The sequence below is a fragment of the Streptomyces sp. NBC_00102 genome, from assembly GCF_026343115.1.
Taxonomy (GTDB): Bacteria; Actinomycetota; Actinomycetes; order Streptomycetales; family Streptomycetaceae; genus Streptomyces.
In genome coordinates this window covers 2,833,006-2,854,536 of sequence record NZ_JAPEMC010000001.1, presented here as the reverse complement: position 1 = coordinate 2,854,536, position 21,531 = coordinate 2,833,006, and the positions used below count along the sequence as shown (strand labels likewise).

At 72.8% G+C, this 21,531-nt stretch carries 24 protein-coding genes; 13 read left to right on the top strand and 11 right to left on the bottom strand.

The window, feature by feature from the left end:
- The first annotated feature begins 109 nt into the window (after positions 1 to 109).
- The 4 genes from OHA55_RS12610 (at position 110) to OHA55_RS12595 (ending at position 3,348) form a co-directional block, all read left to right on the top strand.
- Complete coding sequence (locus tag OHA55_RS12610; RefSeq protein WP_266710595.1) at positions 110 to 859, top strand: LamB/YcsF family protein; 750 nt, start codon at positions 110 to 112, stop codon at positions 857 to 859.
- Positions 856 to 1,614: an allophanate hydrolase subunit 1 gene (locus OHA55_RS12605; RefSeq protein WP_266705794.1), complete on the top strand. Its 759-nt coding sequence runs from the start codon at positions 856 to 858 to the stop codon at positions 1,612 to 1,614. The genes OHA55_RS12610 and OHA55_RS12605 overlap by 4 nt, the downstream gene beginning before the upstream one ends.
- On the top strand, positions 1,611 to 2,498 hold the full coding sequence (locus OHA55_RS12600) for a biotin-dependent carboxyltransferase family protein (RefSeq protein ID WP_266705792.1): 888 nt from the start codon (positions 1,611 to 1,613) through the stop codon (positions 2,496 to 2,498). The genes OHA55_RS12605 and OHA55_RS12600 overlap by 4 nt, the downstream gene beginning before the upstream one ends.
- A gap of 160 nt (positions 2,499 to 2,658) precedes the next feature.
- Positions 2,659 to 3,348: a copper homeostasis protein CutC gene (locus tag OHA55_RS12595; RefSeq protein ID WP_266705790.1), complete on the top strand. Its 690-nt coding sequence runs from the start codon at positions 2,659 to 2,661 to the stop codon at positions 3,346 to 3,348.
- A gap of 87 nt (positions 3,349 to 3,435) precedes the next feature.
- On the opposite strand, the gene OHA55_RS12590 is transcribed toward OHA55_RS12595, so the two are convergent.
- Positions 3,436 to 5,535 (bottom strand): UvrD-helicase domain-containing protein, encoded by a 2,100-nt coding sequence (locus tag OHA55_RS12590; protein ID WP_323180397.1) that lies wholly within the window; start codon positions 5,533 to 5,535, stop codon positions 3,436 to 3,438.
- A gap of 348 nt (positions 5,536 to 5,883) precedes the next feature.
- Here OHA55_RS12590 and OHA55_RS12585 point away from each other — a divergent pair, with 348 nt between their 5' ends.
- A complete protein-coding gene (locus OHA55_RS12585) occupies positions 5,884 to 6,072 on the top strand; it encodes a hypothetical protein (protein WP_266705788.1) in 189 nt (62 codons plus the stop codon).
- Positions 6,073 to 6,296: 224 nt separating this feature from the next.
- Complete coding sequence (locus OHA55_RS12580; RefSeq protein ID WP_266705786.1) at positions 6,297 to 6,686, top strand: hypothetical protein; 390 nt, start codon at positions 6,297 to 6,299, stop codon at positions 6,684 to 6,686.
- A gap of 86 nt (positions 6,687 to 6,772) precedes the next feature.
- Here OHA55_RS12580 and OHA55_RS12575 read toward each other — a convergent pair whose 3' ends face one another.
- The gene (locus OHA55_RS12575; protein ID WP_266705784.1) at positions 6,773 to 7,024 is read right to left on the bottom strand and encodes a hypothetical protein; all 252 of its coding nucleotides are present in this window, start codon (positions 7,022 to 7,024) and stop codon (positions 6,773 to 6,775) included.
- Positions 7,021 to 7,263: a hypothetical protein gene (locus OHA55_RS12570; RefSeq protein WP_266705782.1), complete on the bottom strand. Its 243-nt coding sequence runs from the start codon at positions 7,261 to 7,263 to the stop codon at positions 7,021 to 7,023. Before OHA55_RS12570 ends, OHA55_RS12575 begins: the two co-directional genes overlap by 4 nt.
- A gap of 93 nt (positions 7,264 to 7,356) precedes the next feature.
- On the opposite strand from OHA55_RS12570, the gene OHA55_RS12565 reads away from it, so the two are divergent.
- On the top strand, positions 7,357 to 8,190 hold the full coding sequence (locus OHA55_RS12565; RefSeq protein ID WP_266705780.1) for a helix-turn-helix transcriptional regulator: 834 nt from the start codon (positions 7,357 to 7,359) through the stop codon (positions 8,188 to 8,190).
- Positions 8,187 to 8,390, top strand: coding sequence for a DUF397 domain-containing protein (locus OHA55_RS12560; protein WP_266705778.1), 204 nt, complete (start codon positions 8,187 to 8,189; stop codon positions 8,388 to 8,390). The genes OHA55_RS12565 and OHA55_RS12560 overlap by 4 nt, the downstream gene beginning before the upstream one ends.
- Positions 8,391 to 8,469: 79 nt before the next feature.
- Here the strand turns inward: OHA55_RS12560 and OHA55_RS12555 are convergent, their stop codons facing one another.
- Positions 8,470 to 10,149 (bottom strand): DNA repair helicase XPB, encoded by a 1,680-nt coding sequence (locus tag OHA55_RS12555; RefSeq protein WP_266705776.1) that lies wholly within the window; start codon positions 10,147 to 10,149, stop codon positions 8,470 to 8,472.
- Between the two features lie 183 nt (positions 10,150 to 10,332).
- Positions 10,333 to 10,947 (bottom strand): XRE family transcriptional regulator, encoded by a 615-nt coding sequence (locus tag OHA55_RS12550; protein WP_266705774.1) that lies wholly within the window; start codon positions 10,945 to 10,947, stop codon positions 10,333 to 10,335.
- Between the two features lie 281 nt (positions 10,948 to 11,228).
- Between OHA55_RS12550 and OHA55_RS12545 the strand changes: the two genes are divergently transcribed.
- A complete protein-coding gene (locus tag OHA55_RS12545; RefSeq protein ID WP_266705772.1) occupies positions 11,229 to 11,426 on the top strand; it encodes a hypothetical protein in 198 nt (65 codons plus the stop codon).
- Between the two features lie 305 nt (positions 11,427 to 11,731).
- The gene (locus OHA55_RS12540; RefSeq protein ID WP_266705770.1) at positions 11,732 to 12,166 is read left to right on the top strand and encodes a hypothetical protein; all 435 of its coding nucleotides are present in this window, start codon (positions 11,732 to 11,734) and stop codon (positions 12,164 to 12,166) included.
- A gap of 42 nt (positions 12,167 to 12,208) precedes the next feature.
- Here OHA55_RS12540 and OHA55_RS12535 read toward each other — a convergent pair whose 3' ends face one another.
- From OHA55_RS12535 to OHA55_RS12515, 5 genes are all read right to left on the bottom strand, one after another.
- A complete protein-coding gene (locus OHA55_RS12535) occupies positions 12,209 to 13,081 on the bottom strand; it encodes a hypothetical protein (RefSeq protein ID WP_266705768.1) in 873 nt (290 codons plus the stop codon).
- Positions 13,082 to 13,305: 224 nt separating this feature from the next.
- Positions 13,306 to 13,713 (bottom strand): PIN domain-containing protein, encoded by a 408-nt coding sequence (locus tag OHA55_RS12530; RefSeq protein WP_266705766.1) that lies wholly within the window; start codon positions 13,711 to 13,713, stop codon positions 13,306 to 13,308.
- Complete coding sequence (locus OHA55_RS12525; protein ID WP_266705764.1) at positions 13,710 to 13,982, bottom strand: hypothetical protein; 273 nt, start codon at positions 13,980 to 13,982, stop codon at positions 13,710 to 13,712. Before OHA55_RS12525 ends, OHA55_RS12530 begins: the two co-directional genes overlap by 4 nt.
- 176 nt (positions 13,983 to 14,158) lie before the next feature.
- Complete coding sequence (locus OHA55_RS12520; protein WP_266705762.1) at positions 14,159 to 15,640, bottom strand: CBS domain-containing protein; 1,482 nt, start codon at positions 15,638 to 15,640, stop codon at positions 14,159 to 14,161.
- Between the two features lie 399 nt (positions 15,641 to 16,039).
- Entirely contained in the window at positions 16,040 to 18,571 is a 2,532-nt protein-coding gene (locus tag OHA55_RS12515; RefSeq protein ID WP_266705760.1) for a helicase C-terminal domain-containing protein, read from the bottom strand.
- Between the two features lie 72 nt (positions 18,572 to 18,643).
- On the opposite strand from OHA55_RS12515, the gene OHA55_RS12510 reads away from it, so the two are divergent.
- Positions 18,644 to 19,957 (top strand): hypothetical protein, encoded by a 1,314-nt coding sequence (locus OHA55_RS12510; RefSeq protein WP_266705758.1) that lies wholly within the window; start codon positions 18,644 to 18,646, stop codon positions 19,955 to 19,957.
- Positions 19,958 to 20,047: 90 nt separating this feature from the next.
- Positions 20,048 to 20,695: an HAD family hydrolase gene (locus OHA55_RS12505; protein WP_266705756.1), complete on the top strand. Its 648-nt coding sequence runs from the start codon at positions 20,048 to 20,050 to the stop codon at positions 20,693 to 20,695.
- Between the two features lie 31 nt (positions 20,696 to 20,726).
- On the opposite strand, the gene OHA55_RS12500 is transcribed toward OHA55_RS12505, so the two are convergent.
- Complete coding sequence (locus OHA55_RS12500) at positions 20,727 to 20,966, bottom strand: hypothetical protein (RefSeq protein ID WP_266705754.1); 240 nt, start codon at positions 20,964 to 20,966, stop codon at positions 20,727 to 20,729.
- A 169-nt stretch (positions 20,967 to 21,135) separates the two neighbouring features.
- Between OHA55_RS12500 and OHA55_RS36495 the strand changes: the two genes are divergently transcribed.
- Positions 21,136 to 21,519: a cold-shock protein gene (locus OHA55_RS36495; RefSeq protein WP_323180395.1), complete on the top strand. Its 384-nt coding sequence runs from the start codon at positions 21,136 to 21,138 to the stop codon at positions 21,517 to 21,519.
- Positions 21,520 to 21,531: the final 12 nt, after the last annotated feature.

The following is a 21,531-nucleotide window of genomic DNA, read 5'->3' as shown; positions in this document are numbered from 1 at the left end:
GGCGGATGACGGCGGATGACGGCGACCGGCGAGAGCCCCTCCGAGGGGCTCGCCGGACCTGGTACGGAGGCGGTGGGGGCGCGCTAGCGTGCTCCACGTGACCACCACCATGGACCTCAACGCCGATCTCGGCGAAGGCTTCGGCCGCTGGACGCTCACCGACGACGACGCACTGCTCTCCTGTGTGACCAGCGCCAACGTGGCCTGCGGCTTCCACGCGGGCGATCCGCTGGTGATGCGCCGCGTCTGCGAGGGCGCGGCGGCCCGGGGCGTGACGATCGGGGCGCAGGTGTCCTACCGCGACCTCGCGGGCTTCGGCCGCCGCTCGATGGACGTCCCCGCTGCCGAGCTGACCTCCGAAATCGCCTACCAGATCGGCGCGTTGCGGGTCTTCGCCGAGGCGGCCGGCTCCCGCGTGGCGTACGTCAAACCGCACGGCGCGCTCTACAACCGCGCGGTCCACGACGACGCGCAGGCGCACGCCGTGGTCGAGGGCGTGCTGCTGGCCGGCGGAGACCTCCCGGTCCTCGGACTGCCCGGCTCCCGGCTGCTCGACCGGGCCCGCGAGGCCGGACTCCCCGCCGTGGAAGAGGCGTTCGCCGACCGCGCGTACACCCCCGGGGGCACCCTGGTGCCGCGCGGCGAACCCGGCGCGGTGGTGGAGGACCCCGACGAGGTCGTACGCCGCGCGGTGGGGATGACCGTGGACCGGACCGTCGTCGCCGCCGACGGCGCCACCGTCCCCGTCGCCGCCCGCTCCCTCTGCCTGCACGGCGACACCCCCGGCGCGGCCGCGATCGCCCGGCGGGTGCGGGCCGCACTGGAGGAAGCGGGCGTCGACGTCCGGGCGTTCGCATGAGCCGTTCGGAGAGCGCGGGCGGTTCGGGGAGCGCGGGCCGTTCGGGGAGCGCGGGCGGGTCGGGGAGCGCGGGCCGTACGGAACCGGTGGCCGCTTCCTTGCGGGTGCTGCCGGCCGGGCGGGACGCGCTGCTGGTCGAACTCGGCTCCGGGGAGGCCGCCGAAGCGTTCCACGCCGAGGTGCTGCGCCGCCGCGACCGGGGCGAACTGCCGCCGGTGCGCGAGATCGTGCCCGGCGCGCGCACGGTCCTGCTCGACGGCATCGGCGGCGCGCCCGGGCAGGCCGACCGCCTCGCCCACACGCTCACGGGCTGGACCGTCGAGCCGCTGCGCCGCGCGGACGGACCCGCCGTGGAGATCCCGGTCGTCTACGACGGCCCGGACCTGGAGGAGGTCGCCGCGCTCTGGGGCGTATTGCCCGGGGAGGTGGCCGCCGTGCACTCCGCCACGGCGTTCCGCGTCGCGTTCTGCGGCTTCGCCCCCGGCTTCGGCTACCTCACCGGGCTGCCCGAACCCCTGCACGTACCCCGGCGCGCGACCCCGCGCACCCGGGTGCCCGCCGGGGCGCTCGCGCTGGCCGGCCCGTACACCGGGGTCTACCCGCGCGCCTCGCCCGGCGGCTGGCGGCTCATCGGCCGGATGCCGGACCCGGACCGGCTCTGGGACCCCGCCCGCGAACCGGCCGCGCTGCTGGTGCCGGGGGCGCGGGTGCGCTTCGTACCGACCGGCTCCGACGGGACGGGGGAGCGGGCGTGAGCGGGCTGTTGAGGGTGGTGCGGGCCGGGGCGCTGACCACCGTCCAGGACGCCGGGCGCACCGGCTGGGCGCACCTCGGCGTCCCCGGGGCCGGGGCACTGGACGGGCCCGCGCACCGGCTCGCCAACCGGCTGGTGGGCAATGACCCGGCCGCCGCCGTGCTGGAGACCACCGCCACCGGCTGCGCGGTCCGCCCCGACCGGCCGGTGGTCGCGGTGGTCGGCGGCGCCGTCTGCCGGGTCACCGTCGACGGCCGCCCCGCCGCCTGGGGCGCCCCCGTCCGGGTGCCGGCGGGCGCGGTGCTGGAGGCGGGCCCCGCGCTCAGCGGTCTCCGGAGCTATCTGGCGTTCGCGGGCGGCCTGGAGCCGGAAGCGGTGCTGGGCAGCCGCTCGGCCGACCTGCTCTCCGGGCTCGGCCCGCCCCCGCTGCGTGACGGGGACACCCTGCCGCTCGGCGAACCGCCCGCCACCGGCCCGGCGCTCCCGGCCGCCGCCCCCTGGGCTGCCGCGCCCGCCGCACCCGGCGGACTCGTGCTGCCGGTCCGCCCGGGGCCCCGGCACGACTGGTTCACCGGAGCGGCCCTGCGCACCCTGACCACGGCCGTGTACCGCGTCTCCGCCGCGAGCAACCGCATCGGGCTGCGCACCGAGGGCCCCGCGCTGGAACGGGCCGGGAGCGCCGGCGGAGTCACCGGTGGCGAACTCCCCAGCGAGGGCATGGTGCTCGGCGCGGTCCAGGTTCCGCCGGACGGCCGTCCCGTGGTGTTCCTGCACGACCACCCGACGACCGGCGGCTACCCGGTGGTGGGAGTCGTCCCGGCCGACGCCCTCGCGGCGGCGGCCCAGGCGGTCCCGGGGATCCCGCTCCGGTTCGTACCGGGGTGAGCCTCGCCGGTCCCGCGCGGGCGGGTCACCCGCAAGGACCCTGGAGGGCTGCGCGCCCGCGCGATCGATCGTAGGCTTGGATATTGGCCTAGACCTCTTGACGTCGAGCCGGTCCGGGCAGACCGGGTCCGGCGGGCGTCAACCCGAGAAGTGGGGACACATGAGCAACCGCGCAGTCCTGGAGGTGATCGCGCTCGACGCCCAGGACGCGGTCGCGGCCCAGGCCGGTGGAGCCGACCGGCTCGAACTCGTCACCGACATGGCAGCCGACGGGCTCACCCCGCCCCGGGCGACCTTCGCCGCCATCCGGGCCGCCGTCGACATCCCGCTGCGAGTGATGCTCCGGCAGGAGGACGGGTTCGCCGCCGGAGACATCGACCGCCTCCTCGGGCGGCTCGGCGAGCTCCGGGAGGCCGGCGCCGACCAGTTCGTCTTCGGCTTCCTCGACCAGGAGGGCCACGCCGACCTCGTCGCCGTGGAACGGATCGTCGCCGAACTGGACGGCTGCCCCTGGACGTTCCACCGCGCGATCGACCGTGCCACCGACCGGAGCTCGCTGCGCAAGCAGCTCGCGGACCTGCCCGGCCTGGACACGTACCTCACCGCGGGTTCGGCGAGCGGAGTGGACGACGGCATCGGGACCCTCGTCGAAGAGGCGTCCCGTTCCCGCGCACCGGGCTTCGAGCCGCAGATCCTGGTCGGCGGCGGCCTCCGCCTCGAACACCTGCCGAGCCTGCGGGCCGCCGGACTCGACGCCTTCCACATCGGCGGTGCCGCCCGCCCGCACGGCTGGACCGGCCCGGTGGACGAAGCCGCCGTACGCACCTGGCGCGAGGCCGTCGACGCGTAGGACGCGCCGTCGAACGGCGGGCGGTGTCCGCGCGGGTGACCCGGCACGGACACCGCCCGTTCCTCAGGCGCGGACACCGCCCGTCCCTCAGGCGGCCAGCGCCTCGGGCAGCGGGGCCGCGTGCACGACCGTGAGGCCCGACACCGCACGGGTCAGCGCCACGTACAGCCGGCGCAGACCGGTGCGCTCGTCCGGCTCGCCGTCGACCACGGCCGCCGGTTCGTCCAGCACCACGTAGTCGTACTCCAGGCCCTTCGCCAGCGAGGCGGGGACCAGAGTCAGCCGGGAAGCGGCGCTCGTCTCCTCGCCGGGCGACAGCACCGCGTGCCCGGCCGCCGCCAGCGCCTCGGCCAGCGCGGGGATCCGGGCGTCGGCGGCGATCAGCCCGATCGACCCCTCCTGCTCCAGCGCCTCCTCGCACGCGTCGACCGCCGCCGCGATCAGCGCCTCGGCACCGTCCACCGCGCGTACCGCCAGCGAACCGGGCGACTCACGCACCGACTCGACCGGCGCGAGCCCCGGGGCGATCGAGGGCAGCAGCCGGGAGGCGTACGCGATCACCTCGCGCGGCACACGGAAGCCCGCCGTCAGCTCCTCCACGTGCGCGTCCCGCTTGCCCAGGTGGCCGAGCGCGTCCGCCCAGCTCCGCGTCGACCAGGGCGTGGTGCCCTGCGCCAGGTCGCCCAGCACGGTCGCCGAACCCGTCGAGCAACGGCGCCCCACTGCCCGGTACTGCATCGGGGACAGGTCCTGCGCCTCGTCGAGCACCACATGACCCAGCGAGTGCGTACGCTCCACCAGGTCACGGGCCTCGTCGATCAGCACCGCGTCCGCCGTCGACCACTTCGCCGACTTCACACTGCGGGCCGGCTTCGTCCACACCACCGCTTTCTGCTCGTCCTCGGTGAGCAGCCCCTCCGCGTGCGCGGCCAGGAACTCCGGGTCGGAGAGCAGCCGCAGCACCAGCTTCGCCGGATCGACGGCGGGCCAGACCGCCTTCACCGCCGCCTTCACGGCGGGCGTACGGGCCACCGCGTTCTGCACCCGGTCGTCCGGTGCCTCCCCGGCCTCCTCCATCCGCACCAGCACCCGGTGCGCGATGCGCTGCGGCAGCGCCTCGTGGGCGGCGCCGTACCGCATGTCGCGGGCGAGCAGCTCCTCGACCAGCTCCTCCACCTCGTACGCAGGCACCCGCCAGCGGCGCGAACCGCGCACCACCACGACCTCCTCGGTGGGCGGGGTGACGTGCGAGCGGATCGCCCGCCGCAGCACCTCCGCCATCCGCGCGTCGCCCTTCACCAGCGCGGCGGCCGCCTCGTCCGTGCCGCGCACCTCGACGTGCTTGGTGACCAGGTCCTCCACGGTCGCCTGCTGCACCTCCATCTCACCGAGAGCGGGCAGCACCTGCTCGATGTAGTGGAGGAACGACCGGTTCGGCCCGATGACGAGCGTGCCGGTACGGGCCAGCCGGTCCCGGTGCGCGTACAGCAGGTACGCGACACGGTGCAGGCCCACCGCCGTCTTACCGGTACCGGGACCTCCCTGTACGCAGATCGTGCCGCCCAGCTCACTGCGGACGATCTCGTCCTGCTCCGGCTGGATCGTCGCGACGATGTCCCGCATCGGACCGACGCGCGGGCGCTCGATCTCCGCCTGGAGCAGCTTGCTGGTGGTGCCGGAGCCGGGGGCGTCGGCGGGGGCCGTGAGGTCCTCGTCCTCGTAGGCGGTCAGCTCGCCGCCGGTGTAGCCGAAGCGGCGGCGCAGCCCCACGTCCTGCGGGTCCAGCCGCGACGCCTGGTAGAACGCCTGCGAGACGGGCGCACGCCAGTCGATGACCATCGGGTCGCCGTGCGCGTCGTGGACGTGACGCCGGCCGATGTAGAACCGCTCGCCCTCCGCACCCTCGGCGAACTCGCCGCCGACGGGGTGCTGGAAGTCGAGCCGGCCGAAGAACAGCGGGGTGTGCGAGAGGTCGGCGAGCGCCTTGATGCGCTCGTCGATCTGCGCCTGGAGCACGGCGGCGTTCACCCAGTTGGCGGTGACGTCGCGGATGTCGAGGGCCTGGACGTCCTCACGCATGACGCGCAGGGCCGCCCGGGACGCGGCGAGATGCCCCCGCTCGCGGGCGAGCGGATCGGTGGGCGGATCGGTGGGGGTGTCACTTTCTGCGGTGTGCGGCGCGGACACGGGTATGGCCTCCGGCAGTTCGACGCAGGGCGACGGCCGCACGGCGCGAAAGGGCGCACGGCCGGGTCCCGGTGGGCGATCACGAGGGGATACGCGCGAGGGCGCGCGTACCGGCCGTGCACGCGGTGGCGCGCACGGCAGTCGGCCGGTTTCCGTCCGGTCGGCGGCACTCCCCCGGCTGCCGGCACGGAGCCGGTACCACGGTGCGGGAGGGCGGGGCAGACCGGCGATTGTATCCACGCGCAGGGGCCCGGGCGAACCGGATTTCCGTGCCGCGCCCGGCTGCCGTCCTCCGGCCGGGGACGCCGTCCTGGCCCGTACGCCGAGAGGAGGAGCACCCTGGAAGGCATGAGCACCGCGATCCTGAACCCCCGCAGGACCGGCCCCGCGCACGGCGCGACCGCGGCCACCGGTCACCTCCGCCCCCACCCCCTCGGCGACGCCCTGCGCGCCGTCCGCGTGTACGCCACCACCGCCTTCGACATCGCCGTCCGGGGGGAGTACGCCGTCGGCTCCGCCATCCGCCGCGCACGGTGAGTACGGGGACGGTCCCGGCATCCGCCGCGCACGGTGAGTACGGAGGCGGTCCCGAAGTGAGTACGAACCCGGAGTTATCGGTTCCGGCTCTGCGATGAGCTGGGCGTATGCCCTACTGCCGCAGCCGTCCCCGCACCGTCGTCCCCCGCGCCGTCGTCCCTGGTGCCCTCGTCCCCCGTGGCGCCGCACCCCGTGGCGCCGCACCCCGGTCCGGCCGGAGCGCCGTGGCCGGCGCGCGCCTGCTTCCCGGGGGCCGCCGGCTCGGGACGGTCCTGGCCGGCCCCGGGCCCGCACCGCGCTGGGCCGTGCCCGCCTTCGCCACGGCACTGCTCCCGCATCTGGTCCCCGTGGTGACCGGCCTGATCTGGCTCGCCCTGCTCGCGGGCGCCGACTGCGGGAACCGGTGCGAACCCGCCGTGCGCGGCCCGCTGAACGTGGTGAGCCTCGGCTACTCCCTCAGCTTCACCCTGACCCCGGCCGCACTCGCCCTCTGCTGGCTCCTGGTGATCCGCCGCTCCTGGTCCACCGCCCGCTGGATCGCCGCCGGGCTCGCGTTCGTACCGCCCGCGATGATCACCCTCGGCGTCATGCTGCTCTTCGTGCCCCTGCCCTGAGCGGCGCGGCCGGTCCCGATGCCGTGCGGGACCCGCCGCCCGGGGCGCGTGGGCGGCGGGGTGGACCGAACCGGACGCCCCGGCCGTCAGCCGGTTTGGTCGGCGGGGCCGGTGGGATCCGTGGGGTCGGCGCTGGGGATTCGCGCCTCCGTCGGGTGTTCGGCTGCCTCGTGGCGTCTCCGCAGGACCCGCCAGTCCGTCGCGGCGCTGGGATCGCCCATCCGCTCGGCGTCCCACTCGGCCCAGTCGAAGTCCAGGCAGACGGAGCACTCGTCCGTGCCGGCGTCCTCAGGATCGTCGTCGAGGCCGGTGGGCGGCTGTGTGGGCTGCTCGCTCACAGCACATCACCCCGACTCCGCGCGTTGCACCGGGAGTCCTCGGCGCGCAGGCGCTCTATCGGGCTCGCGGGGCGGAGAGCGTCGGGGGAGGCCTCCCACTCGGTGCCGCCGCCGACCGGGCGCATGGCCCAGTAGGGGCCGGCCACCCCTCGGAACTCCCCGACCCGGTCCTCACGGCTGGTATCCACCATGAGCGTTCCCGGGGCGGGCACATTTCTGCCTTCGCCATACCCGAGCATGGCCGCTCCTCTCTGTAGCGAATTCGCTACGGGGAGGCCCAGATTCCCCTAGCGTTGAAGGGTGTTCAAGTTATCCGTGAGGGAGGAAGAGGCATGGTCAACATCCGCGAACTGAATCCGGACGAGTCTCTCAGCGCGTCATTCGGGGCAGAACTTCGCAGCTCACGCGAGGGAGCCGGGATGACGCAGACGGAGTTGGCCCGGATGACGTCCTACTCCAACGCCCATGTCTCGGCGGTGGAAACTGGTCGAAAATTGCCAACTCTCCGCTTTTCCAGGGCTGTCGACAAGGTCCTCGGTACCGGATCGAAATTCGAACGGCTCTGTCGCACTGTTCGGAACGACGCACTCCTGGAGGGTTTTCCGGAGTACGTCACTTTCGAGGGGCGGGCCCGCGAAATCCGGCTGTTCGAGAACGGCGGCATCGTGCCCGGCCTCCTGCAGACGCATGAGTACGCGACGGCGTTGGCACGCGGGGAGGCCGAGCGAGGGTCGATCACCTTCGAGCAGGGCGGCGAGCGCGTGGCCTTCCTCGCCGAGCGGCAGACGACGCTGGCGAGGACGCCCGCCCCCATGGTGCACGTGGTGATGGACGAGAGCTGCCTCCTGCGCGAGGTGGGCGGGCCGAAGGTGATGCGGGCCCAGCTCGACTCGCTGCTGGATTTCGCGGCGCTCCCTCACACCACCCTGCAGATCACTCCGTTCAGCTCCGGGGAGCGCCGCGCGTTCAACCTTCCGGTCCGCCTGCTGACGCTGCCCAACAGGACGATGGTGGGGTACGCGGAGAGCCAGTTCCAGGGACACTTGGAGCGGGACGTGCGGTTCGTCGACACGGTGCTCGGTGCCTTCCATCAACTACAGTCCGTTGCGCTGTCCCATACCGCGTCCGTGGCCATGATCCAGCAGTTGCGAAAGGTAACCCCGTGACCGAAGCGCCCGACTTCTTCAAGTCCTCCTACAGCAGCAACGGCGGCGACTGCGTGGAGGTCGCCACCAACCTCGTCGCCGCCGGTGTCGTCCCCGTGCGTGACTCCAAGGACCTGAGCGGCCCGGTCCTCGGCCTCTCCACCGGCTCGTTCGCCTCGTTCCTGGCGGGCGTCAAGTCCGGCGGCTTCGAGACGGTCTGACGCCCCACCGCCACCCCACGGAGACGGCCCCGTCGCGCTCAACGCGACGGGGCCGTCCTCGGTCCGGGGCGGACACGCGTCAGCTGTCGGTGCTGTCAGCGCTGTCGGTCTGCTCGGGGTTTCCGCTCAGCAGTTCGTCCGCGTCCACGATCCGGTACGCGTACCCCTGCTCGGCCAGGAACCGCTGCCGGTGGGCGGCGAAGTCCTGGTCGATGGTGTCGCGCGCGACCACCGAGTAGAAGCGGGCCTCGTGCCCGTCCGCCTTCGGACGCAGCACCCGGCCGAGCCGCTGCGCCTCCTCCTGGCGGGAGCCGAACGTGCCCGACACCTGGATGGCGACGGTGGCCTCCGGCAGGTCGATGGAGAAGTTCGCGACCTTCGAGACGACCAGGACGTTGATCTCGCCCTGCCGGAACGACTCGAAGAGCTTCTCGCGCTGCGAGTTCGGCGTCTCGCCCTTGATGACGGGCGCGTTCAGGTGCTCGCCCAGCTCGTCGAGCTGGTCGATGTACTGCCCGATGACGAGCGTCTGCTCGCCCGCGTGCTTGCGCACCAGCGCCTCCGTGACCTTCCGCTTGGTCACGGTGGTCGCGCAGAAGCGGTACTTCTCCTCGGGCTCGGCCGTGGCGTACGCGAGGCGCTCGTGGTCGGTCAGGTTGACCCGTACCTCCACGCAGTCGGCGGGCGCGATGTAGCCCTGCGCCTCGATCTCCTTCCACGGAGCGTCGAACCGCTTCGGGCCGATGAGCGAGAACACGTCCGATTCCCGCCCGTCCTCGCGCACCAGCGTGGCCGTGAGACCGAGCCGGCGGCGGGCCTGGAGGTCGGCGGTGAACTTGAAGACCGGCGCGGGCAGCAGGTGCACCTCGTCGTAGATCACCAGACCCCAGTCACGGGAGTCGAAGAGCTCCAGGTGCGGGTAGATGCCCTTACGGCGGGTGGTGAGCACCTGGTACGTGGCGATGGTGACCGGGCGGATCTCCTTGCGCGTACCGCTGTACTCGCCGATCTCCTCCTCGGTCAGCGAGGTGCGCTTGATCAGCTCGTGCTTCCACTGCCGGGCCGAGACCGTGTTGGTCACCAGGATCAGCGTGGTGGCCTTCGCCTCCGCCATCGCACCGGCTCCGACCAGCGTCTTTCCGGCACCACAGGGGAGTACCACGACACCGGAACCACCGTGCCAGAACCCTTCGACGGCCTGCTTCTGGTACGGCCGCAGCGACCAGCCGTCCTGCGCCAGCTCGATCGGGTGCGCCTCGCCGTCGACGTACCCGGCGAGGTCCTCCGCCGGCCAGCCGAGCTTCAGCAGCGTCTGCTTGATCTGCCCGCGCTCCGAGGGGTGCACGGCGACCGTGTCCGGGTCGATCCGGGCCCCGACCAGCGGGGTGATCTTCTTCGACCGCAGCACCTCTTCAAGGACCGGCCGGTCGGTGCTGGTCAGCACGAGGCCGTGCACCGGGTGCTTGGACAGGGTGAGGCGGCCGTACCGCGCCATCGTCTCGGCGATGTCGACCAGCAGCGCGTGCGGCACGGGGTAGCGGGAGTACTCCACCAGCGCGTCGACGACCTGCTCGGCGTCGTGCCCGGCGGCGCGGGCGTTCCACAGCCCGAGCGGCGTCACGCGGTAGGTGTGGATGTGCTCGGGTGCGCGCTCCAGCTCGGCGAAGGGCGCGATCACCCTCCGGCACGCGTCCGCCAGCTCATGGTCGACTTCCAGCAGAAGCGTCTTGTCGCTCTGGACGATGAGGGGTCCGGTCACTCGCTGCGGCCCTTTCTCCGGGGTACGGCCGCGCATGCGGCCAAACGTCCAGTGTGCCGCATTGCCGCCCCTTGTGGGGGTGGCGGTGGGTGTGAGGTGGGGGGCATGCGGCGTAGGGGTGCGCGGGGCCTCGCGTCGGGGTGCTCAGGTCCGGGGCGGCACGGCGGCGAAGGCGTGCGGTGCTCAGGTCCGGGGCGGCGGCGAAGGCTTACGGGATACCGGGGCCCGGACCGTCCCCCGCTCCCACAGCTCCTCGCCGTGCTCCGCGAACCGGTCGAACATCCCGCCCTCGCCCTGCCTGCGCAGATGCAGCAGCGGCGAGTCGTGCCCGACGAGCCGGGCCAGGTGGGGTGTGACGAGGGCGTCGCGGTCGAACCGGAAGACGGAGAGGCTGACGTGGTTGGTCGCGTCCTCCGGTGCACTGAACCTGGTCTCCAGCCCGTCCAGCGGTCCGAGACGATCGAGGTGCTCCAAGGTGATCCGGATCCGCGTGGAGACCGTCAGGGCCACGTCCTCGACGATCTCCCGCTGCCGGGTCACCTCCCCCTCCGGATCGCCCAGCAGGAAGCGGACCCGGCACCCTGCCCGTGCTTTCCGGCGGACCGTCTCCACGAAGGCGGGCACCTGGGTCCAGAGGAAGTAGTTCGTGTACCCGGCGAAGAACAGGTCCGAGCCGGCGTCCTCGGTCAGCTCGCCCCACACGGTCGACGGGCACGCGGAACGGTACGGATAGCTGCGGATCAGTTCGCGGTCGTGGCCGCTCTTGATTCGGTCCTTGACTGCCTGGGGCCAGATCATTTCCTCATCCACTCCCAACGCCCGGCAGGCGTCATCGCGGTTCCGTGCATGGGGCGTCAGCCCGGCGTCGGCCAACCACCGCTCCACCGTCTTCCCTGTCACACCGATATGCATGGCAAGCTGCCGAGTGGTGATACCGGCACTCTCCATAGCGGATCGTAAGGACGAGTTCAAGGGTTCTCCCACGGACGTTTGGGCCTTTCTGTGACCGTAGCGACGAACGGCCCGACTGTCCTCGTTTTGGCGTGGATACGCCCCGAAGGGGCCGTCAGTATCACGGCATGACCGAGCCAACGACGCACCAGAACAGTCCGCTTGACCTTGCCCTTCGCATGGAGGTGGAGCCGGCCCCCGTCGATGGGTGCGCGGGCTGCGCCGAACTCGCCAACGTGCGCGACCGCTGCCGCCTGGTGGGTGATCTGAGCACGGTGTCGGACTGCAACGTCCTGATGCGGCGGCATCCGGAGGGCCACTCGTGATCACTCGTGGGGACATCGGTAGGCGTGTGCAGGATGCCTCAGGGCGTATCGGCATCCTGCGCGACGTGATCCCCGACTACGAGGACCCGGCGGATCCACCCCGAGAGCGCCGCAAGCGCCCTGTCGCGTTCCTGCGACCTGAGGGTGGGGGCCGGGAATGGATTGTCCCGCTGAAATCCGCGACGCCGACGTAACCAGCCCCGCTCTTCAGCCGCCGCTGAACCTGGACGAGCGGGCGATGCCCGTCCGCGCATTTCCCTCGCCGCACACGGGCGTTGCCCCGACATCACACAGAAAAGACTGACGTGCTCCAGTGCACCGCTCTGACCGATGTTCCCGAGGTGGAGGCGCTGGTTGCGCTGATCACCGAGGAGGACGCGTCGCATGGTTCGCCGGATGCGCTCGCCCTTGACGACTTCCTGCTGTGCGAGCTGGCCGAGCACGACGAACGGACCGAACACGCCGCGCACTTCTGGACGCCCGAACCCGCCAGCGGCCGGGAGTTGTGGATGCTCTGGACCGGCAGCGGCGCGGACCGGGTGCGCCGCTTCGTCGAAACCGCCCCGTGCCCCGCCATCCTCCATCATCTGATCACCGGTGAGGTGGAGGCGTGCGCGTTGTACGAAGAGCACCCGGCAACCCACTCCTGGGATGTGAGGGACCCGCTCGGGGATCTCGTTGCCGAGCGGGCTCAGAAGGGCGCGCCACGAATCCTCGGACGGGAGGACCCGGACAGTTAGGCGTACGGGCCTGGTCGAATGGTGCCGTCCGCGCCCCGGGCCTCACGGATGCAGCAACGCTCCCAGCGGGCTCCCCGCCGCCTGCGCCGTCGGGCGGGAGACGTACAGCGCGGTGTGGAAGGAGCCCTCGCTCTCCTTGCCGTGCGGGTCTTCGCCCGCTTCGAGGGTCGCGGCGACGGCGTACCGCTGCTCCTCCTCGCCGGTGAAGCGGCGTTGCGGGTAGGTCTGCGCGGTGTGCTTCTCGGTGGTCAGGCCGTGGGTGTCCAGGCAGTCGGCGATCGGCCGGTAGCTGCCGGTACGCAGGACGAACGCGGCCACCCACACCGGGGCGTCCGCGCCGGCCAGCAGCGGCCCGAAGGTGCGGGGGGAGAGGAAGCTGACGCCGCCGGTGACGGTGATCAGGTGTACGTCCCGCGCGGCGCGCAGCAGGGCGGGGCTCGGATCCCCGGTCTCCAGGTTCTCGGCGAAGCCGTCGTCGAGCAGGCCCACGGCCCGGGCGTACGCGATGGCGTTGGGCGCGGCGTCGAGGCCGAGGACGCGGACCGCGTCGGGACGTCGGTGGGCGGCGTAGAACTCCCTGTCCCGGGCGACGAGTTCGGCGGTGGTCAGCGCGGCGGCCTCCTCGCAGGTGTAGTGGGTGTAGAGGTCGCTCAGGGTGAGGTGGTGGTTGAGCAGGGCGGCGTTGATGCCGTACGAGCAGCAGAGGTCCAGCACCGTGGTGGCGGACGGACCTGCTGCGTCGCGCCCGGGTTCGAGGGCGGTGAGCAGGCGGCGGAAGACGCTCTGGGCGTGGTGCGGCGTCTGGTAGCCCCAGGGGCCCAGTCCCCGGAAGAACGCGCGCGGGTCCGGCTGGTCGTAGGTGTCGTCGAACGGGGTCATGGCGTCGGCCGGCTGTGCGGAACTCGCAGAACTCATCAGGCGTCCCCTCCCGGGCGTCCCCGCGGACCGCGCCGTCGCCCGGCGCGGCCGCCCGCCGCCGGGACCGGTGCGGACCCGGCGTCCTTGCGGGCGAGTCAACGCCGGAAGGGGCCGGCTGGGAACAGGGCGGTGAGGAAACCGGCCACCCCGAGGGCCCTTGATCATCCGCCGTCTTCTTCACCCACGTGGATTCACCGGTGTCGAGGTCGCGATGCCGCCCGTCACACGTCTCTGATGAGGACGCGCTCACCGCAGAGCTTCGACCAGTCGTCGCGGTCGGAGGTCAGCACGATCGCAGGGCTGGGGGAGCGGAGCGCGAGTGCCGCGACGAGGGCGTCGATGGCGTACTTGTGGCCGTGGAGTCCGCCCGCGTCCCGGAGCAGTGCCACCGCGGTCAGGGAGTCCTCCTGGCTGACCGGTTCCACCCGGAGCCGGGAGAGGAGCCAGTGCAGCCGGGCCATGTCCGTCTTGCCCTGGACGGCTTCGACGATGGTCAGCGCGGACACGATGACGGGCAGCCCGACCTGTCGGGAGGCTTCGATGCGTGCCGCCATCCTGCGGTCGTTGCGGAGCAGCAGGGAGAGCGCCTGCGAGTCCAGCACCACGGACCGGGCCGGCTGTTCCTTCACGCGGCGTCCTTGCGGGAGGCCCGTGCACTCTCCTCCCCGAAGAGCTCCCGCCGGGCGTCCTCGACCTCCTGCTCCGTGAGCGCACCGTGCTCCTCTTCGTGCGAGGCCACGATGTCTGCGAGTCCGTCCATGGCGAGCTGATGCCTGACGGCCTCGGTGATGTAGCTGGACAGGCCACGGCGACCTGTCCGGGATCGCAACTCACTGATCAGCTCTGCGGGCATGGACACGGAGATGTTCTCGGTGGTGCCGGCTCGGGTCGGCTTCATGGCCTTAGTGTACGACAGTCACTATTACAGTGACGTGGCCTGCCGTACCGCAGTGGGGTACGGCAGGCCTCACCGTGACGCGCTCTCGTGGACGCGTACGCACTTCGGCATCGATCCGTGACGACTCCTGGTCCGAGGCGGAAAGGCGTCAGGCTGCCGACGTGGGGCGTCCCTTCTCACCCCCCGTGTTCGCGTAGCAGCTCGATCATGTTGCGCAGCATCGGGATGGCCGCGTCGCCGGCCTTGTCCTTGTCGTTGAAATGCATGAGTTCGTTCCGAACCTCACGCAGTTCGTTCAGGCAGTCCGTGAAGGATTTGCGGTCCAGCCGCCAACCGAGCTTGGCCCACTGCTCTTGGTTGCTCAGGACGCGCTGGTAGTCGCCGAAGGAGAGCTGGCCGAACGCGGTGAGTTTGCGGCGTCCGTCCGCGTCGCACAACGCGATCACGTCCGCCAGGTCGAGACCCTCTGCGATGACCCGGCGCAACTGCCGATCCAGATCGCCGATGAGCAGGAACGGCCTGGCTGTCGCGCCGTACTCCGCGGCCACGTCGGCGATGGTGACGATGCCGGCGATCTCGTTCGTCTGGTTCTTCACGAGGACGAAGCCGAACTTTTCGAGATGCGGCAGGACGTCGATCAGGTGATCCGCGTAGCTGACGGCGTGAGCCTTGACGATCGCTCGGGCGAAAGGTGCCTCGGTGTCTGTGTAACGGGCAAGCGCCATGGACTCCCATGTGACGGCGCCCTGGAGATTGCGAGTCCCGTTCAGGACCGGAAGCTGCGAGAACCCGTTGAGCCGCATCTTGGTGAAGGCTTCCTCGAAGCTGGCAGAGGACTTCACCGATGTCACTCCTCCCAGGGCAGAGCGCAGGTTGCCGACCGTCTGACCCTGTATGGGCTCGTCCTCGTCCTCGATCTTCTTGTCTGCAGAGGTGCCGGGCGGCGGGTTGATCAGGGGAGCGCTTTCCGGCTCCGTCGCCTCCGGCTCACCGGGCGTCCCTTCAGCGACCGGCCGCCCTGACGTCGGTTTGTCCTCGGTTGCTGTCTCCTGGCCTTCCTCGGTATCCACAGGCGGCCCGGTCAGGGTGACCTGGTCGTCGAGGCCGACCGCCGCGAAGTCCGGCACGGTGGACAGGCCGTGGTTCGCCAGTTCCGCGGCTATTTGATCGCTGACCAGGTAGCCGCGTCGGGAAGCGCCCCACCACGCCAGGAGGTTGCGGACGGTAAGTGTGATCGGTGCCGAGGCGTCAGCCTGCCTCCGGGCGTCCTTCAACCAGGCGTGCCGAGCTGCCGAATGGTCGTCCGGTGCCACATCGCCTGACATCGGTTCCGCAGCCGCGTCGAGAAACGCCTGTCGCAAGGAGTCCAGCAGCGTGCCGTCGGGGAGCCGCCAGGCGGTCCAGCCGTCATAGGGGCCCCGTCCAGTGGCTGCGGCCACTGCCTTCGAGGGGGTGGGGAACCTTTGGCCGTTGGGCAGTTCGATCTTGCCGTCCACGGTGACGAAGCCGGTGTATTCCTGCCCCGATCGCTGACGCAGGAACGTGAGTTGTGTTCCCGCAGCGAGGAGGCGGGCGTCCACCAGGTCCGAAACACGGACGCGTCGTCCACCGATCAGGTAGGAGGCCCGTCCGGCCGCCAGTTCCTCGACGCCGTCCACAGTCGAATCCGACATCAGTGCCCGCCCTTCGTTCGCTCCCGACGAGACCTGATCGTCGCAGAGACGCTTGCCGGATGCTGAGGGTTGGACCAAGGCATCGATGTGGGTCCGCCGGCCAGGAACCTGACATGGTCGTAACAGCGGCTGCACGGCGAGGTGGCAAGGCCTTGGCGGTCGTTTCCATGTCAGGAGTTGGGTTTTGGCTGGGCATGGAGACTTCGCCGTGGACCGTGCCGGACGACTTGTGGGAGCGGACCGATCCGCTCCTGGCGCGCAGGGAGGAAGGTGTCGTCGCGAGCGGCGGTCGGGGCAGGGCTTCTCGACCGCCCGCTCCGCCTGCCGGTATGAGGGCTGCGGACCGCCCTGCGGTCACACGGGCACAGCCCGCCGGTCGCGGCCCTACTCCTCCGCCAGCTCCGCGACCCCCGTGATGCGGTGCAGCGGGTAGGTGCGGACCTCGTCGGCGGTGTGGTCGTACGCGGTGACGAAGCCGCCCTCCACCCGGACCGGGGCGATCACCCGCTGGCTGGCGGCGCCCTCCGCGTTGACGTAGCCGATCCAGAGCGTGGACCCCGTCATGGCGGCGGCCTGGACGGTCGCGAGGGTGTCCGCCGGGGTGGTGCGCGGGAGCGTGCCGGACGGGACGCCCGACTCGGCGGCGGGCTCCTTGCGGACGACGGTGGCGGCCGTGTCACCGGCCCGGATGGCCCGTACCGCCGCGCCGAGCAGCGTGTCGTCCGGCACCGGCGGCCCCTCGGGTACGGGGACGGGCGCGGTGCGCGGCGGGGTGCGGCGGGCACCGGCGCGGGTGATCAGGACATCGCCCTCGGCGGACTCGGCGGCCGGGGCGTAACCGAGGTCCCGCAGCCCGTCGAGGAGCGACGCGGGGTCGGTCTGCGAGGCGAGGACGGTCGGGGCGAGCCGGCGCAGCCGCAGTACGGCCGAGCGCTTGTCGGCGAGGATCTCGTTGAGGACGGACTCGTCGTCGCAGCGTACGTACGAGGAGGCGGCCCCGATCCGGAGGTGGCCGTGGCGCCGGGCCACGTCGTCGACCAGGTAGGTCAGCGGCTGGGGCACCGGGGTGCGGCTGTGCCGGGCGAGGAAGGCGTGCAGGTCGGAGGCGCTCTGCCCGGCGTCCAGCGCGCGGCGCACCGAGCCGGGGGTGAAGCGGTAGACCGTGGCGCCGCCCTTCGACTCGACGTCGGCGAGGACCGAGAGGACGTCGGCGAGCGGGCGTTCCAGCGGCCCGGGGGCGACGGCCGTCAGGTCGGCCTGGAGGAGTACGTGGTCGAGCGGCTCCGGCAGCAGCGGGGCCAGCAGCGCGGCGGCGGCCTCGGCCGGGGTCGCCGAGCGGCCCGTCGTGGCCGCCGGTGGGTCCGACGGGAGCGACAGCAGCGCCCGGGCCTGGGAGGAGAGCGCGCCCCGGCCGGTGATGCCGAGGAGTTCGGCCTCGTTGACCGTCCACAGCGCGATGCGCGACCGCAGGTCCGACGTGTCGCCGGGGGCACTGGAGCCGGCCCCCTCGGGCCGGGGATGGACCTCGCCGCGAGAGGCGCCGCGCAGCGGGCGCTCCCAGCGCAGCCGGGTGAGCAGGGTCGCCGGGTCGGGCGCGGTGCCCGGCGGCAGCGCGGCGAAGAGGGCGAGTACCCGGCGGCGTACGTCGGGGGCGGTGGAGCGGTCGAGTTCGGGGCCGAGCGCGGACAGGGCGCGGCCCTTGGCGTCCTGGCCGCCGACCAGGCCGGCGGTGCGGGTGGCCGCCAGCCAGGCGAGCGCGAGGCGCGTCCACCGCTGGGCGGCGGGGAGTTCGAGCCAGTCGTCGTAGGCGGGCGTGGCGCCGTAGCGTTCGTCGCTCTCGCCGTCCGCGGCCAGCAGACCGGTGGCGTAGGCGAGTTCGACCCAGAACGCGGCGACCGGTTCGGTGGTGTCGAGGGCGCTCGCGACCCGCTTGAGCTCGCGCACGCTCAGCCCGCCGGAGCGGAGCACGGTGGGACCGCCGCCGTTCCAGAGCTTCAGCAGGTCCTCGACGGTGGAGAGGGCGAGGAAGGCCTGCCCGGCCGCCGCTCTGTCCACAGCCCGTGGATCGCGTTCGGCGACCGACTGGACGACCGGCGGCAGCGGTTCCGGTACGCGGTGGGCGCGCCCGGCCCGCAGATGCAGGGCCGCCTCGCGCGGCAGCACCACCGTGCGCGCCGACACCGGGAGCAGCAGGCCGCGGTCGCGCAGCCAGCGGACGGGCGGGGTCGGGTTCGGCGTGATCTCGCCGTACGGCGGCCCCCACACCAGCCGGTCCAGCACCGACAGCGCCTCCACGGGCGCGGAGTCCAGCAGTTCCGCCATGCGCGTGCGGTCGGTGAAGAGGGCGGTCAGCGCGGCCACCGCGGAGACCGGGTCGTGGGTGGCGTGCAGCCCGGCGGCGGTCAGGATCTCCTGGAGCCGGCCCGGCGACATGCCGGCGGTGGCCTCGGCGACGGTCGGCCCGAGCCCGGTGGGGGAGGGGTGCTGCGGGGACGGGGCGAGCAGCTCCCGGGCGGTACGCACCAGGTGCAGCCGCTCGTCCTCGCCCCAGACCAGGGCCTGTTCGCGCAGGGTGTCCAGGGCGCCCGGCAGCGCGGCCGTGATCGCTGCCCCGGTGTCGTCGTGGTGGGCGCCGTCGTCCTGCCCGTCGCCGGTCAGCAGCCGCAGCAGCGTGTCGTACGGGGCCGGGTCGGGCGCCACCGCGAGGGCCTCGGCGGTCTGCAGCGCGAATCGGTCGAGGTGTTCCAGCGCGCGCACCACGGAAGCCCGGGTGCCTGCCCGGGTGGCGAGCTGGGTGATGTCGCCCGGCACCGGCGTGAGCAGGTCGGGACGGGCGCGCAGCAGCCCGGCAAGCGCTTCGTCGCCGCGGGCACGCAGAGCTTCGGCGAGCGTGCGCGGTGGTGTGGTCGTCCCCATCCGTCCCACGGTAGCCCCTGGAACGCTACGGTCGGAGCAGGTCAGCCGGAGGGAACCGAGGGGACGGGCCACGTGGGGATCGAGAGCGACCAGCTCGTCTACGAGTTCTTGAGCCGTGTCGGAGATCTGGCACAGCGACAACAGCTGTCCTCAGCAGCCCGGATGAGGCTCGTCGGCCAGGTGCGCGAGGAGATCGAGAAGCAGCGCGGGAGGGCCGGCGCGGACTCGCCCGCCGCCGTGCGGCGCATCATCGGACGCCTCGGTGAGCCCGGCGAACTGGTCGCCGCGGCCGTCGAGTCGGCCGGCGCGGGGGAGCCCGCACCGCCCTCGGCACCGCTGCCGCCCCCGCGTTCGGCGCCCGTCGCCTCCGAGACGGCGCACGGGCCCGGTGACGCCCCGGCAGGTCCGGTACCGGCCCCCCGGCGCGGGGTGTTCCGGCCCCGGCCCGACGCCGGGGAGCCCGGCGGGCAGCCGGGCGGGAGCGGCGGCCCGGACGAGGAGCGGCGCGAAGAGGGATCGCGGTGGGGCGCGTCGCCGTTCCGGAAGAACCGGGGCGGCGGCCGGGGTACGCGAAAGACGGACGGGGCGGAAGCGGCGCACGAGCAGGCCGGGACGGTCGGGCCGAGCGGGGTGGACTGGGCGGCGGAGACCGGGGACGGGGGCTACTGGCCCGATCCGTCCGCCCCGCACGTGCTCGGCCTGGACCGGCAGGGCGACACCGTGGGCGAACGCGAGTGGTGGCGGGTCGAGCCGGGGCCCTTCGGGGAGTTCGGCGACGGGGTGCGGGTGCCGGGGTTCGTCGGCGGGGTGGAGATCCCCGCCCTGCTGAAACCGCCACCCCGCCCCCGCGAGGACGATGAGGACGATGAGGACGGCGATGCGGACGGAACGGCCGACCCGGACGCCGCCGACGAGGCCCCGGGCGAAGCTGCGGCCGCCGCCCCCGGGTCCGTACGCCGCCGGCTCCTCCCGCTGCCCCGGCTGCTCCGCCGGCGCCCGGCTCCCGCACCCGCCGAGCCCGCTGCCGCGGCGCCGGCCGGGCGCCGGGGGCTCGGGAGCCCGCTGCTGCTGCTCGCCGCCGCGCTGCTGGTCGCCGGAGCGGTGATCGGCTCCTGGCTGGCCCTCGTCGGTGGCTGGGCGCTCGCCTACACCTCCCGCACGCTCTCCCGGGCCGAGGCGAAGTGGGCCGCCCTGGGGCTGCCCGGGGTGGTCGCGGCGGGAACCGTGCTGTGGGTCTGGGGCAGGATGCGCGGGCGCTGGGGCGAGCCGATCGCCGAGGGCACCATGGGCGATGTCCTGACGGGCCTGTGGCCGGGGGCGCTGCGCACGGCGGCGGTGGCCTCCGCGGTGTACCTGGTGTGGCGGGCGCGCCGGGCCCGCGGCTGAACACGACCCCGGGCCGTCCCGTGACCCGCCCGCCCGCCCCGGCACCGGGTCCGGGCGGGGCGTGGCGCGCGGGTCGGCACAATGGCGGACATGGCTTCGCACATTTCTTCGCACACGCTGACGGTCGGATTCGACCTCGACATGACGCTCATCGACTCCCGGCCCGGCATCAAGGCCAACTATCTGGCCCTTTCGGCGGAGACCGGTGTGCCCATCGACGCCGACCTGGTGGTCAGCCGGCTCGGGCCGCCCGTCGACGACGAGCTGAAGAACTGGTTCCCGGTGGACCGGGTGGCCGTCACCGCCGACCGCTACCGGGAGACCTACCCCCGCCACGCGATCACCCCGACCACCGCTCTCCCCGGGGCGCGCGCGGCCATCGAGGCGGTGCAGGCGCTGGGCGGCCGGGCGATCGTCGTCACCGCGAAGTTCCAGCCCAATGCCGAGCTCCACTGCACCCACCTCGGCCTCACCCCGGACCTGGTCATCGGCGACCTCTGGGCGGAGGCGAAGGGCAAGGCACTGCTCGCCGAGGGCGCCCAGGTCTACGTCGGCGACCACGTCGGGGACGTACGGGGCGCCCAGGTCGCCGGAGCGGTGTCGGTCGGCGTGACCACGGGCCCGTGCGACGCGGAGGAGCTGCGGGCGGCGGGCGCGGACGTGGTCCTGACCGATCTCACGGCCTTCCCGGACTGGCTGCGCGGCTACGAGGCCGGGCGCGCCGCGCTCACGTCGTAAGGCCGGCCCCGCGGCCGGGCGGGGAGCGGGCCTACGAGCGGCTCGCCGCCCGCTTCGGCGCGTTCGCCCGCACCGAGCGGACCACGCCCGCGGCGGCGATCAGGAAACCCACCCCCATGAGCATGCAGACCGCGTACGCGATCGACGGGAAGGGGTCGGTCCCGAGGAAGAGCGGGGCCACCGTGACCAGTGTGGCGAGTGCGCCGACGAAGAAGACGATCGCGCCGATCCGGACCAGCTGGTCGCCCGCGCCTGAAGGAGTAGTGCTCACTCCGCAAGGGTAGTTCCCGCTGCGAGACACAATGGCCCGGTGACGTCTTGTCCCGGGCCCAGGGGCCACTAGCCTGAAGATCGGCGGGTCCTGGCGACCCGCTCTCCTGCTGTCCGGAGCCGTTTCCACCGGCTCCCCGGCACCGACGAGCGACGAGGACGAGGACGAAGTGCCCACCGGCAAAGTCAAGTGGTTCAACAACGAGAAGGGCTTCGGCTTCCTCTCCCGTGACGACGGCGCGGACGTGTTCGTGCATTCGTCGGTCCTGCCCGACGGGGTCGACGGGCTCAAGCCCGGCCAGCGGGTCGAGTTCGGTGTGGTCGCCGGACAACGCGGTGACCAGGCACTTTCCGTCACGATTCTCGATCCGACCCCGTCCGTCGCGGCGGCCCAGCGCCGCAAGCCGGACGAGTTGGCGTCGATCGTCCAGGACCTGACGACGGTCCTGGAGAACATCACGCCGCTGCTGGAGCGGGGCCGTTACCCGGACAAGGCGTCCGGCGCCAAGATCGCCGGCCTGCTGCGCGCGGTAGCCGACCAGCTCGACGTGTAACAGCGCCCGATC

Excerpts from the sequence above, each read along its gene's own strand:
- OHA55_RS12545 (WP_266705772.1), top strand. The coding sequence starts at position 11,229 with ATGACCGAGCCAACGACGCACCAGAACAGTCCGCTTGACCTTGCCCTT.
- OHA55_RS12525 (WP_266705764.1), bottom strand. The coding sequence starts at position 13,982 with ATGAAGCCGACCCGAGCCGGCACCACCGAGAACATCTCCGTGTCCATG.
- OHA55_RS12550 (WP_266705774.1), bottom strand. The coding sequence starts at position 10,947 with ATGATCTGGCCCCAGGCAGTCAAGGACCGAATCAAGAGCGGCCACGAC.
- OHA55_RS12610 (WP_266710595.1), top strand. The coding sequence starts at position 110 with ATGGACCTCAACGCCGATCTCGGCGAAGGCTTCGGCCGCTGGACGCTC.
- OHA55_RS12595 (WP_266705790.1), top strand. The coding sequence starts at position 2,659 with ATGAGCAACCGCGCAGTCCTGGAGGTGATCGCGCTCGACGCCCAGGAC.
- OHA55_RS12515 (WP_266705760.1), bottom strand. The coding sequence starts at position 18,571 with ATGGGGACGACCACACCACCGCGCACGCTCGCCGAAGCTCTGCGTGCC.
- OHA55_RS12570 (WP_266705782.1), bottom strand. The coding sequence starts at position 7,263 with ATGCTCGGGTATGGCGAAGGCAGAAATGTGCCCGCCCCGGGAACGCTC.
- OHA55_RS12505 (WP_266705756.1), top strand. The coding sequence starts at position 20,048 with ATGGCTTCGCACATTTCTTCGCACACGCTGACGGTCGGATTCGACCTC.
- OHA55_RS12565 (WP_266705780.1), top strand. The coding sequence starts at position 7,357 with ATGGTCAACATCCGCGAACTGAATCCGGACGAGTCTCTCAGCGCGTCA.
- OHA55_RS12585 (WP_266705788.1), top strand. The coding sequence starts at position 5,884 with ATGAGCACCGCGATCCTGAACCCCCGCAGGACCGGCCCCGCGCACGGC.
- OHA55_RS12605 (WP_266705794.1), top strand. The coding sequence starts at position 856 with ATGAGCCGTTCGGAGAGCGCGGGCGGTTCGGGGAGCGCGGGCCGTTCG.
- OHA55_RS12535 (WP_266705768.1), bottom strand. The coding sequence starts at position 13,081 with ATGAGTTCTGCGAGTTCCGCACAGCCGGCCGACGCCATGACCCCGTTC.